The sequence below is a fragment of the Mycobacterium sp. AZCC_0083 genome (genome assembly GCF_014202335.1).
Lineage (GTDB): Bacteria > Actinomycetota > Actinomycetes > Mycobacteriales > Mycobacteriaceae > Mycobacterium.
Genome location: NZ_JACHGP010000014.1, coordinates 194,902 through 206,906, shown reverse-complemented (window position 1 = coordinate 206,906; position 12,005 = coordinate 194,902). Strand labels below are relative to the sequence as shown.

General features: G+C 63.7%; 11 protein-coding genes. 6 read left to right on the top strand and 5 right to left on the bottom strand.

Features of this window, described 5'->3' with window-relative positions; genetic code table 11:
* Positions 1 to 579: 579 nt before the first annotated feature.
* Positions 580 to 2,055, bottom strand: coding sequence for an AAA family ATPase (locus HNP02_RS30680; protein ID WP_184444398.1), 1,476 nt, complete (start codon positions 2,053 to 2,055; stop codon positions 580 to 582).
* A gap of 241 nt (positions 2,056 to 2,296) precedes the next feature.
* Here HNP02_RS30680 and HNP02_RS30675 point away from each other — a divergent pair, with 241 nt between their 5' ends.
* Positions 2,297 to 3,250, top strand: a complete 954-nt coding sequence (locus tag HNP02_RS30675) for a hypothetical protein (RefSeq protein WP_184444397.1) — start codon at positions 2,297 to 2,299, stop codon at positions 3,248 to 3,250.
* A 218-nt stretch (positions 3,251 to 3,468) separates the two neighbouring features.
* Here the strand turns inward: HNP02_RS30675 and HNP02_RS30670 are convergent, their stop codons facing one another.
* Together HNP02_RS30670 and HNP02_RS30665 are read right to left on the bottom strand one after the other, a co-directional pair.
* On the bottom strand, positions 3,469 to 5,376 hold the full coding sequence (locus HNP02_RS30670; RefSeq protein WP_184444396.1) for a M48 family metallopeptidase: 1,908 nt from the start codon (positions 5,374 to 5,376) through the stop codon (positions 3,469 to 3,471).
* A 13-nt stretch (positions 5,377 to 5,389) separates the two neighbouring features.
* A complete protein-coding gene (locus HNP02_RS30665; RefSeq protein ID WP_184444395.1) occupies positions 5,390 to 5,992 on the bottom strand; it encodes a LemA family protein in 603 nt (200 codons plus the stop codon).
* Between the two features lie 149 nt (positions 5,993 to 6,141).
* Between HNP02_RS30665 and HNP02_RS30660 the strand changes: the two genes are divergently transcribed.
* Positions 6,142 to 6,588, top strand: coding sequence for a hypothetical protein (locus HNP02_RS30660; RefSeq protein ID WP_309241746.1), 447 nt, complete (start codon positions 6,142 to 6,144; stop codon positions 6,586 to 6,588).
* A 6-nt stretch (positions 6,589 to 6,594) separates the two neighbouring features.
* On the opposite strand, the gene HNP02_RS30655 is transcribed toward HNP02_RS30660, so the two are convergent.
* Positions 6,595 to 7,476, bottom strand: a complete 882-nt coding sequence (locus HNP02_RS30655; RefSeq protein ID WP_184444447.1) for an LLM class flavin-dependent oxidoreductase — start codon at positions 7,474 to 7,476, stop codon at positions 6,595 to 6,597.
* Positions 7,477 to 7,528: 52 nt separating this feature from the next.
* On the opposite strand from HNP02_RS30655, the gene HNP02_RS30650 reads away from it, so the two are divergent.
* Positions 7,529 to 7,942 (top strand): VOC family protein, encoded by a 414-nt coding sequence (locus HNP02_RS30650; RefSeq protein ID WP_184444394.1) that lies wholly within the window; start codon positions 7,529 to 7,531, stop codon positions 7,940 to 7,942.
* A 1-nt stretch (position 7,943) separates the two neighbouring features.
* Here HNP02_RS30650 and HNP02_RS30645 read toward each other — a convergent pair whose 3' ends face one another.
* Positions 7,944 to 8,375, bottom strand: coding sequence for a DoxX family protein (locus tag HNP02_RS30645; RefSeq protein ID WP_184444393.1), 432 nt, complete (start codon positions 8,373 to 8,375; stop codon positions 7,944 to 7,946).
* Between the two features lie 266 nt (positions 8,376 to 8,641).
* Here HNP02_RS30645 and HNP02_RS30640 point away from each other — a divergent pair, with 266 nt between their 5' ends.
* From HNP02_RS30640 to HNP02_RS30630, 3 genes are all read left to right on the top strand, one after another.
* Positions 8,642 to 9,943, top strand: coding sequence for an IS4 family transposase (locus tag HNP02_RS30640; protein ID WP_184444392.1), 1,302 nt, complete (start codon positions 8,642 to 8,644; stop codon positions 9,941 to 9,943).
* 103 nt (positions 9,944 to 10,046) lie between these two features.
* Positions 10,047 to 11,369, top strand: coding sequence for a sensor histidine kinase (locus HNP02_RS30635; protein ID WP_184444391.1), 1,323 nt, complete (start codon positions 10,047 to 10,049; stop codon positions 11,367 to 11,369).
* Positions 11,357 to 12,001: a response regulator transcription factor gene (locus HNP02_RS30630; protein WP_184444390.1), complete on the top strand. Its 645-nt coding sequence runs from the start codon at positions 11,357 to 11,359 to the stop codon at positions 11,999 to 12,001. The genes HNP02_RS30635 and HNP02_RS30630 overlap by 13 nt, the downstream gene beginning before the upstream one ends.
* Positions 12,002 to 12,005 lie beyond the last annotated feature (4 nt).

Genomic DNA, 12,005 nt, shown 5'->3' with positions numbered 1-12,005 from the left:
GTCGCTCGTCACGGTTCGGGCGGATCCGGGGCGAAACCGGTGGTTAACTGCGACAAGTGCTCACGCGATCTCAGATGCGTTATGCATAAGAACGGTACGCATTATGCAATTGACAGCACTTGTCGAAGACTCTTGACTGTGTCAGACGCCAACTTCTCTGCCTGGCGGACGGAAAACGAGCCAGAGACGTTGGCAATGACTAATGGCGAGGTCCCGGTCGCCACATCGGAGTGACAAACTCGGCGGAACCAAGGACTACTGATGCGCACTGCCGCGGGCCCGTCGACCACCAAGCCGTACGCCGTCCGATCGCACGTGCAGCACGCCCACGTTATGTATGCGCGCCACCGTGGCGTCCCCGCGGCCCCCAGGGCTTGAGACCGACGAGACACCAGTTCGGTCCGAGCCGACGAGACACCAGTTCGGTCCGAGCCGACGACCCACCGGGCAATATGACGCATGGAGATACTTCGGGTCAACGCCTGGTCTTCAACTCACTCGGCTCATGTGCGGCTTTCATCGCCACGGCTGACGCAGACGTACCGGACAAGCCCGACGACGAGTGAGTCCGAAGGGTTTCTATGAGGCCACGCCAAGTAGTTGGGCTGTCACATCTTGGCCGAGGTATGTAAGCAACGAATTCGGGCCGCGAGCGTCTACCGGCGGAGGTGACGCGACGACGTTTCCGATGACTTGGCCGACCAAGACCTCCCACGGCTTGTTTGAAGCGAACACTTGACCGACGATGATCATCCGCAGATCCTTCAAATCCGCAGACTTGCGATTCATCCCGTCATCTACGAACTTCTTCATTTCACCGAATTTGGGATGGCTTGTCACTCGGTCTTGAGTCAACCACTGCGCGACTCGCCCTTGAATGTCTTCCCAGCTTAAACCAAGCGAAGAAATAACTTCATCGGACAGCAGAAGATTTTCGGCTGCGCGGCATTCCAATTGCATTCGGACAACAAGCGGGATGTCATTCCTAACATCCTCCGATTCGTCTCGATCGCGCAAAGAAAATGCTCGCGCGCCTTCGTAAACTGATTCCATCACCTGAGATAGCCGAAGTTCATATTCTCGCATGAATGGAAGGCCGCCACATTCTACCGGGTACAGCTTCACGGCGCCATTACCGGACCTTACCACTTGTTGCCAGATTCGCACATCATCTTCACCCTCGACGAGCAGAGTCGGAGAATTGCTGAACACACGCGTCAGCGGATGAGCACCAAACACCGGCATCAACTGCTTATATATGTCGTCAACCGGTTCAAATGTAAGGGATTTGGCGCGCGCCTTCATCAGGCAGATATTCGCGCCGGCGTAGTCGACAAGCTCCCCAAGTATCGGTGTGCTATGTGTGGCGATCAGAATGTCGAAATCGAATTCTGTTGTCAGATCGCACAAGAACTGCGTCATCCGTGCTTGTAGATCTGGGTGCAGGTGGACGTCGGGCTCATCCATCAGCAGGAGACCGCGCGACTCGGCGCCAACGTTCTGGACGAAGACCAGCGCTTCAATCGCCAGCGCTATTAGCTCAGACTCACCACTACTAATGTTTCCTGCCGATATTTCTACGTCAGAGTCACGATCGTACATCTTGAAAGCACTGTTGGTTGTTTCAGAACGTATCTCAATATTGTCTAACAACGAATTAATACGTTCCAAATAGTGTGAAAAATATATTCGCGGCGTTTCTCCTGCTTTACTTGCTGTTTCGACCGCGCGGAGTACGCTCAACTCTAGTCGACGATATTGCGAAACTGTTTGTTGCTTAAATTGATTGTACTGATTTACCAGGCGCGTATCTACCAACCAATTTGGTGAATTGATAATATTTTGTTCGACACCCGACTCATACGTAAGTGTTCCCGCGCGCTCTGGCGTGATGTACTTGGACTCGCCCCATCGAGTCCCGCCATTTCTGACGTATCGCTGGAACGCCTTTAGGACGGTGCTCTTACCCGTGCCATTTTTGCCCAACAAGACATTGATTCGACCAAGTCCACTAACTGAATAATCCTCGAACGTGAGCAGTTCAGGGATAGCCACATGGTGATCGTACTGTCTCCACCAAGGAAACGAACAATGACCTCGGCAACACTGTAGATACACCGAGGTCACCGCTCGTCGTCCTGTCCGTTAGGCCAGGCAACTTGGTCGCTGAGCAAATGTATTCAGTTTCTTTGCAGCTGAAGGCCATCTTTGAAGCTCCGGGCCGTTCGCCCGTGCAATTACTTCGGCGGAGTTGCCCGGGCTAAAGCAAGAGCCCAGTTCCCCTATGCTTGATGTCGTGCCAAAACGCACTAATCTCTTTCAGCAGGTCGTTTCGGTCATCTACGAGCACCTCGCTGAAGGCGCCTCAATCGAAGAGTCAGCGATGCTGCCGAATCGACTCACCGGCAAGATGCGCGAAGTCGACGTTGTTTTACGCACATTGGCCGCTGGCCACGCCGTGGTGATCGGCATCGAGGCAGCCTCGCGGCAGCCTGACCCCATCTCGGTCGAGTGGGTGGAGCAGATGATCGCCAAGCATCAGAACCTACCGACGGACAAGGTTGTGCTTGTCTCCGAAAGCGGCTTCACGGACCAGGCTCGCGACCTCGCCATCAAGGAGAACATCGACCCCATCTCACCTGAGACCTTGGGCGATGGAGACCCGGCGTTCTGGATCGTGAACGCCGTCCGATCGCTATGGCCTAAGCAGCTCGAACTCACACCCTGGAGAGCACGCGTCTTCGTCGACCGTCCAGGGGAAGGCGTGAAGTGGTTCCATGCCCCTCAAGACCTGGACATATTCATCCAGGAGGGCGTGGGCATGGATCTCGGAACACTGATCAGTGCGCTTGTGGAAGGTCCATTCCTCTGGGACCGGATCAACGAGCAGATCGGCCTCACCGCCATCGCGCAGGACATGGAAACCTACGTCAATTGCGGTACGGGTCCTGGATTTACACTTGATTTCGACGGCCGACCACACTCGTTATACGTACGCCACGACGATGGCGAGAAATGCGACCTGCAACGCATCGACAGCATCGAAATCACGATGAAGGTCGATGTTCACGTCAATGAGGCGATCTCCCTGCAACATCGACGCCTGGCTGAGATCAACGCGAACTACGCGTTCGGCGAAGGAGCTATTGGGGGTACGGCGGCGCTAATCGTCGCAACAGAATGCGAGGAGGGCGGCAAGTTGTCGATCCGCCTGAACCCCAAGCATAAGAACAAGAAGAACAAAAAGTGACCCGTCACAGGCCAGCGACCGATGCAGCCTGACTATTAGTTGGTCTTCGGTCAACGCGTTCGCACGTTGTGTGCGGGTGGGTGCGGTCGAGCATGCAGGTGAAATCGGTGCCCAGCGAACGAAATCCCGCCGATTTCAGTGACGTGCGCGCACCCGAGCCGGAATCGGCGTGTCGGCGACGGCGAACGGCCCTGGCAGGTTGTTCGCCACGGGCAGAGTCAGCCGAGCAGCGCGGGCAGCGGCACGTGCATCAAACCGCAAGCCGCGCGCAGTAATTCGGCCTCCGGCGGCGCAACTTCGCCATCGTCGAGCACTGCCACCACCATCGCCTCGACGAGCGCTTGCTTGGATCTGGGCTCCAATGCGTCCAGCGCGGCCCAGCCCGCGTCGAGCGTCTGCTGCCACGAGCGGTCGCGCGGCTCGCGAGGTGCGTCCGCATCGCCGTACAGGCGACCCACTGCGGCGTCGAGCGCCCGCCTCGCCGCGTCCTGGTCCCGAGCGCCCGCGGCGGCCATCGTCGCGAGCAGGGTCGTCACCAGTGGCCGCACCGGACCCAGCGAGCCGGTGCCCACCTTGCTGCGATGTGCCGGGTCGGCCGCGTCCTGCAGGTAGCTCCAGATCAGACGGGTGACGCAGTACTCGAACATGGTCACCGTGTCGTCGGCCACGGCGAGTTCGTTCAGGGTGGCCACCAGTGCCTTCTGGTAGTCGCGGGGATGGACGGCCAGCTGCGGAAGCGCCAGTTCGACGAAGGGCAGCCGTAGCTCGCGGGGCAAGGTCGCCATCACGCCAGCCAGCGCCGCGGCGCCGTCGGCCTGCGCCCGCCCCAGTCGATGAGCCACTGCGTCGAGCTGGCGAGCCTGCAGCGGGTCGCCGGTCGGTGCGAGCAGCAAGGCGATGGTGGCAGCAGGGGCGGTGCTCGGCTGGGCTCCGAGGCTGCGCACCTCGGCAGGGAGCCGGGCCCGCATGGCGGCACCCCATTTCAGATCGGCCGGGGTGAGCGTTCCGGCCCGAGCAGCAACGCGCTCGGGTCCGACGGCACGGCGACCGGCTGCGGTGCCGACATCGATGGCCGGTACGAAACCTGCTGCCGCATCCTCGGCCAACCCGTTCGGCGGCTGCTGCGCGTAGTACTTCTGCAGGTCGTCCAGCACCTTCGGATCGAAATTGGGATTGAGCGCCTTGATCCGGTCCGCGAGCGGCGGATGCGTGGCGAACAGCGAGGTAAACGACCGCCGGGTACCTTCCCCGAACAACATGTGACTGACCTCGGCCGCTCCGCGGGCGTCGCGAAGTCGGGAACCCGCCGGTATGCCGCCGATCTTCTTCAGCGCACCCTCGAGGCCGTCGGTCTGCCTGGTGAATTGCACGGCGGACGCATCGGCCAACCACTCCCGTTGCCGTGACACGGCAGCCTTGATCAGGTTCGCGAAGAACACCCCGACGAATCCCAGCACCATCATCGCGAACGCGACCGCGACGATCGGTAGTGCGCCCTTGCTATCGCTCCCGCGACCACCAAACTGCAGGAACCGCAGTCCGATCATCCCGACCAACAGGATTCCGGCCAGCAGTCCGATCAGTCGGATGTTCAGTCGCATGTCGCCGTTGAGGATGTGGCTGAACTCATGCCCGATGACACCCTGCAACTCGTCGCGGTTGAGCTGGGCCAGCGCACCCCCGGTGACGGTGATGGCCGCGTCGGCGGGGGTGAAGCCCGCCGCAAAGGCGTTGATGCCAGGCTCCTGCGGCATCACGAACAAGCGCGGCGCCGGTACTCCCGAGGCCAGCGCCATCTCCTCGACGATGTTGACCAACCGCCTCAGCTGTGGGTCCGTCGTCGTCGGGTCGACCGGGACGGCTCCGAGGGACGCGGCTACGGCCGCACCTCCGTGTCGGAGTGAGAGCATCTTGAAGAACATGCGACCGCCGATGAGCAGCAGGGTGACGGCCGTGACGACGACGACCACGCCGAGAATCGCCGATTCATCGAAGTGCTTGTAGGCCATGGCGATCGCGACGGCGCCGTCGATGCCGGCGACCAACGCCACCACGGCGACCACGAAGAGGAACACCAGCTTGAGCGTGGTGCCCTTGGCTGCCCGCTGGTGGTCGAAGAAGTTCATGACCGCCGATGGCTCAGAACTGGACCTTCGGCGCGTCCCTCATCTCGGGATGCTCCGGCGGTATTTCGAGGAGCACCGCCGGGGTGAAGTTGAACATCCCCGCGTAGACGCTGCCGGGGAACGTCTCGCGGCGATTGTTGTAGTTCATCACGGAGTCGTTGTAGGCCTGCCGGGCGAACGCAACCTTGTTCTCCGTCGAGGTCAGTTCCTCGGACAACTGCATCATGGTCTGGTTCGCCTTCAGATCTGGGTACTGCTCGGCGACGGCGATGAGCCGTCCCAGTGCGCCGTTGAGCTGCTGCTGGCCTGCCGCGAGTTGTTGCATCGCCGCGGGGTCACCCAGGTTGTCCTGAACGGCCGACAGCCCGTTCATCGCGTTGTTGCGAGCCGCCACAACGGCTTCCAGTGTCTGCCGCTCATGCGCCATGTACGCCTTGGCCGTCTCGATCAGGTTGGGAATGAGGTCGAATCGGCGCCGCAGTTGAACGTCGATTTGCGCGAAGGCGTTCTTGTACGCGTTCCGCGCGCGGACCAAGCCGTTGTAGCCGGCGATCACGAAGACGACGAGCAGTACGACGACGACTACGGCGACGATGATTCCGATGACGGTCCCCACGCGGCACACCCCCAGGCAGTTCACAGACTTGTGCAGTTGGCGGAAGCGTACCCATCGGCGTCGCCTCGCGTGCGGTTTGCCGAAGCCTCGTTCGAGCCGCCGCCCGAACTGCCCAAACCCCCTCTGCAAGGAACTGTTAACTTCGAACCGTGCACACCAAGTTCGAGTTCGACTTCGCCACCACGGCGACACCGGACCAGGTCATCGAGCTGATGATCGACTTTTCCCCGAACCGGCCGCACCGCTGGCCCGCGTCGTCGACGAAGGCCTTCGAGGTGTACCGCGTCGGCGACACCGACGCCGACATCCGCGAAGGCCAGGACTTCCCGAAGCTGTGGGCCACATGGCACTACGACTGGTCGGTCCCCGGCTCGGTGACGCTGACCGTCGTCGAGAGTGACGCGATCGCTGCGGGCAGCAACATGTCGCTGACCGCCACGCCCACCGACGGCGGCAGCTCGGTGCACGGTGTCTGGGAGCAGACCTCGAAGAACGCCATCGCGCTGGCCGGGGTCACCCTCATGCGGTTCGTCGGCCCACGATTCCTGTCGACGTACTACAAGAAGGTCTACGACGGGCTGGCGTCTCAAAACTGAGACGGCTCAGGTGAATTCCTTGACCACGTCCGCGACGCGGCGCAGCTGGTCGATGCTGGAACTCGTCGGAATCAGGTGCACTTCGTCGGTGCCGATGTCCTCGAACCGGTGCAGCACCTCGAGCAGCTCCTCGTCGGTGCCGGCCCACCCGGTCGTGGGTGCCATCGCGTCGACGTATTCGGCGGGAATCCAGTTCATGTAGCGGCGGAGGTGGCGGTGCACCTGGGCGCGGGCCTCCTCGCGGTCGCCGAGCGCGAACCAGAAGGACGTCGCCAGATGCGGCTTGGGCTTGCCCGCCTCGGCCCAGGCCACGCGAGCGACGTCGTACAGCTCGTTCTGCTTGTCGACGTCGAGGTCGAGGGTGATGCCGGCAAGTCCCTCGGCCCAGGCCGCCGCGCTGCGCAGGGTCTTGGGTCCGATGGTGCCGACGAGCAGCTGCGGTCCGCCTGACTGCACCGGGGACGGACCGACCGGCAGCACGGACTCGGTGATCTTCTCGCCCGCCCAGACCCGCTTCATGATCGCGACCCGGTCGGCCATGTCCCGCATGGTCTGGGTGGCCGGGTCCGCGCCGACGGCCAGGTAGTCCTCGTCGCGGCCACCCACGCCGAGGCCGACGGTGAGCCGTCCACCGCTCAGCAGGTCGCCCGTGGCTAGCGCCTTGGCCAGCATCACGGGGTCGTGCAGCTGCGGGACGATCACCGTCGTCACCAGGCGCACCCGATCGGTCAGCGCCGCCAGCGCTCCGAGCAGCGTCAGCGAGTCCGGGTTGTCGAATGCGATCCTCTCGCCCCAGCACAGTGACGCGAACGGGCCGCCGTCGATGACGCGGGCCCACGACGTCAGCGTGGCCGCGTCGAGGTTGGTTTCCATTACCGGCATCGTCATCCCGATCTGCACGACCGGATTCTGACATGACGCGCATGGCAGCATGGCTGGCATGCCGATCACCGCGAACTCAGTTGCCCACATCCGGCTCACGGTCACCGACATCGGGCGGTCCCGCAGTTTCTACGAATCGGTCTTCGGCTGGCCCGTCGCGCTCGAGGTGCCCGAGGACGCCGACGACGCGACCCGCGAGCAGTTGGGCTTCCTGTTCGGCGGCGTCCTCTACGACATCGGCGGCACGATCATCGGGCTGCGGCCGGGTGCCGACGACAGCTTCGACGAGGACCGGGTGGGCCTCGACCACTTGTGCCTGCGAGTGGCGAGCAAGACCGAATTGGACTCGGCGGCTGAACATCTCGACGATCTCGGCATCGCTCATGAGCCGATCAAGGACATCGGCCGGGCCTACATCCTCGAGTTCCGCGATCCGGACTTCATCGCGTTGGAGCTCAGCGCGCCAAAGTGATTCAGCGGGTGATGCCCACCACGCGCAGCAGGCTGGGACGGCGCAGGACCAGGCCCACCCACATCAGCACGCCGAAGTAGACCGCGAACAGAGTGGCGCTGAACACTGGGGCCTCGATGCGCATGTTCGCGGTGACGGCGCCGCCGAGGTAGGCGGTGATGCCAAGCGCACCGAGCACGGCCGTGCGCGGAATCGCGTACACCAGCACGCAGATGCTCAGCACGATGCCCATGACCAGTGCCTGCCCTGGAGGAAAGCCGAGTGCTGCGGTGCCTTCCTTGACCTGTTGCACGTTGGCCAGCTTGCCCGCGGCGTCGAACACCAGGAACGCGCCGACGAGCACGCTGATCCCAATGCCGACCTTCTGACTCGTGGGCCGCTTCTGCGGAGCGTCGGCGGCGGCACCGGAGCTGTGGGAGGAAATGACGGTCATGGTGGCTACTCCTGGCTGGTCGATGAATTCGGTACCAGAGCAGACCGGCGTCGCGCGGAAAACTCATCGCGACGCCCGAGCGGGGGGTTAACCCCAATGCCGCGCAGTTAGGGGTGTGACTGGTGTTGCAATTGTGACACGCCGTGTGAGGTGCTGATAAGGCAGCGGAACTCCCGGTATCGATGGATTGTCCTCGCAAGACACCATTTCACCTGGGAGTTCCGCTGTCTGTTCAGTCTGCCATCGGTGCGTGTTCATCGGTGAATATGGGTCCCTTCACGCCCGGTCATCTGGGTGAGTTGACCCGGATCGTGTCCCCTGATCTGGTCGATGCCGCCCTGGAAACCACCGGCGCGACCCAACGGCGTCTGCGGGTGCTGCCCTCGCGGGTCGTGGTGTATCTGCTACTGGCCGCAGCGCTGTTCGCCGAGATCGGCTATCAGCAGGTGTGGGCGCGATTGGTCACCGGCCTGGACCCGGCCAGCGTGGCTTCACCGGGTTCCTCGGCGCTTTCTCAAGCCCTGCGACGAGTGGGGCCCGCCCCGCTACGGGAGTTGTTCTCGCTGCTGCGTGGCCCGGCCGCCGGTGCCACACGCTGGCGCGGACTGTTGGTCTGCGCCATCGACGGCACCTCAATGTTTGTGCCCAACAGCGCGGCCAACGCTGCGGCGTTCGGACGTCAGACCGGCCGGCCCGACGCCGAGTCCGGGTATCCGATGCTGCGCCTGCTCACCGTCGTGGCCTGCGGCACCCGCACCGTCATCGACGCCGTCTTCGGCCCCTACCGGATCGGCGAAACCACCTGGGCACCAACACTGCTCAGATGCCTCAAACCGGGCATGCTGTTGTTGGCCGACCGCAACTTCGCCGCCACCGCCCTCGTCGAACAGATCACCGCAGCCGGTGCGGACCTGCTCATCCGCTGCCGAGACACCCGCGTGCTGCCCCCGATCACACAGCTGGGCGACCACAGCTGGGTGGCCCGGATGGGCACGGTCACCGTACGCGTCATCGACGCCCGCATCAGCGTACGTACCGGCACCGGGGCCACCGGGGTCGGCCACTACCGGCTGATCACCACACTCACCGACGAAAAGCGCTACCCAGCAACCGAACTCGTCTCGCTGTATCACCAACGCTGGGAAGTCGAAACCAGCTATCTGGAATTCAAATCGACCATCCTGGGCGGACGCGTACTGCGCGCCACCACCCCGGCCGGCATCACCCAGGAGCTCTACGCCCTGCTGATCACCTACCAGGCCCTACGCACCGCCATCGCCGACACCACCCTGGCCCGACCCGGTACCAGCCCTGACCGCCTGAGCTTCACCGTGGCCCTACAGGCCGCCCGCGATCAAGTCACCCACGCCGCGACGGCCATCGCCGAGACCACCGTCGACCTGATCGGCCGCATCGGAACAGCCGTGCTGGCCCAGCCACTACCCGCCCGCCGACCACGCTCTTGCCCCCGCGTGGTCAAACGCGCCATCTCCAAACACCGAGCCAAAGGCAACATCGACCGCACCAACCACACCACGACCATCACCATCGAAATCCTCGACGGTTGACAACCAACCGCACACGCTAACTGCGCGGCATTGGGGTTAACCCCCCGAATTCTCTCGGGGTATCGCCGTGTCGGGCGGGGCCGTCAGTCCATAGGTTGAAGGCATGGTTGCAGTCACCACCCCGATCGACGAGGTTCCCACGCCACCCGCCGACACCGTCGAGATCGTCGAAACCCCGGGCGCCCGGCCGTTGGGCCTCGTTCCCACCGCGTCGATGATGACCGGCGCCGCGTTTGGCGTGGTGTGGTTCTGGATTCCCCTGACGATCCTGATCCTCGCCATCTCGTCCATCCCGTCGGTGATCGGCTTCCTGCTCGGCGCCATCGTCTTCATCTATCTGATGCGTGGCGTCGAATGGGTCGAGCGCGTGCGCAGCGAGGCCGTGTTCGACCTCCAGATCCCCGTACCTCTCCGGAAGATGTCGCAGTACAGCGGTTTTCAGCGGTGGGCGCATCAGTTGTGGCTGGACGTCAGCAGCGTCAAGTTCTGGAAGGGCGCCGCGCACCACTATCTGCGCCTGATCTACGACATCCTCGCCGCGGGCGTCGCGTTCGCCCTGTTGTTGTTCGCCTTCGTCGGACCCGCGGCGGCAATCGCGATCAGCCGCAGCGACGACGCCATCGGCATGTCGTTCATCTCGCCGCCGTTGGCCTGGGTGCTGGCCGTCGTCGCCTTCGCGGCCGCCGCCGCAATCCTGGTGTTCGCCCCTGCCGTCGACGCCGCGATCGACCGCTGGCTGCTGTCCCCGTCGGCCACCGCTGCCCTGCAGTACCAGGTCAGCGCGCTGGCCGACGCCCGGCAGGGGGCGGTGTCGTCGGCCCAAACCGAGCGGCACCGCATCGAACGCGACCTGCATGACAGCGTCCAGCCCCGTCTGGTCTCGCTGGCCATGACGATCGGCCTGGCGCAGACCAAGCTCGACAACGACCTCCCCGCGGCCCGCAAGCTCATCACCGAGGCCCAGGACGACGCCAAGAGCGCGCTGGTCGAGTTGCGCAACGTGGTGCGCGGGATGGCGCCGACCATCCTGGCCGATCGTGGCCTGGACGCCGCGCTGTCCTCGGTGGTGCAGCGCACCGAAACCTCGGGCGTGCCAACCACACTGAACATCCATCTGCCGTATCGATTGCCCGACGAAGTCGAATCGGTCGCCTACTTCGTCGTCGCCGAGGCCCTGACCAACGTCGCCAAGCACGCGCACGCCACCCAGGCGGTGGTGACGGTGCGGTTCGACGAGCCGGGAAATGCACTGCACGTCTCGGTGTTCGACGACGGCATCGGCGGCGCGGACGTCAGCGACGGCGAGGACGCAACGGGGCTCCGCGGGCTCGACGAGCGCGTGCGCGCAGCCCGCGGCACCTTCACGGTGACCAGCCCGGTGACCGGACCCACCATCGTCTCGGCGGTGCTGCCATGCGCATCGTGATCGCCGAGGACTCTGCCCTTTTGCGGGCCGGCATCGAACGGATCCTCACCGACTTCGGCCACGACGTGGTGGCGGGCGTGTCCGATGCGACCAACCTGCTGCGGATCGTCAACGAGCTCAAGCCCGACCTCGCAATCCTCGACGTCCGGATGCCACCGACGTTCACCGACGAGGGCATCCGGGCGGCAGCCCTTCTGCGCAGCCAGAACCCGGAGTCGCCGGTGCTGGTCCTCTCGCACTACGTGGAGGAGCGCTACGCCGCCGACCTGATCGCCTCGGACACCAGAGGTTTCGGCTACCTGCTGAAGGATCGGGTGGCCGACGTGCCCACGTTCTTGGACGCCGTCACGGTCGTGAGTGGCGGGGGGACCGTGCTGGATCCCGAGGTGGTCTCCCAGATCCTGGTCCGGTCCCGCCGCCGATCGGCCCTCGACGAGCTGACGCCACGCGAGCAGGAAGTCCTGCAACTGATGGCTGAGGGTAGGACCAACTCGGCCATCGCGGGTGCCCTGCACGTTTCGGTCGGCTCGGCCGAGAAGCACATCGCGTCGATCTTCGCCAAGTTCGACCTGGCCCCCGACGACAGCGAGAACCGCCGCGTGCTTGCGGTCCTGCGCTACCTCGAATCCTGAACCG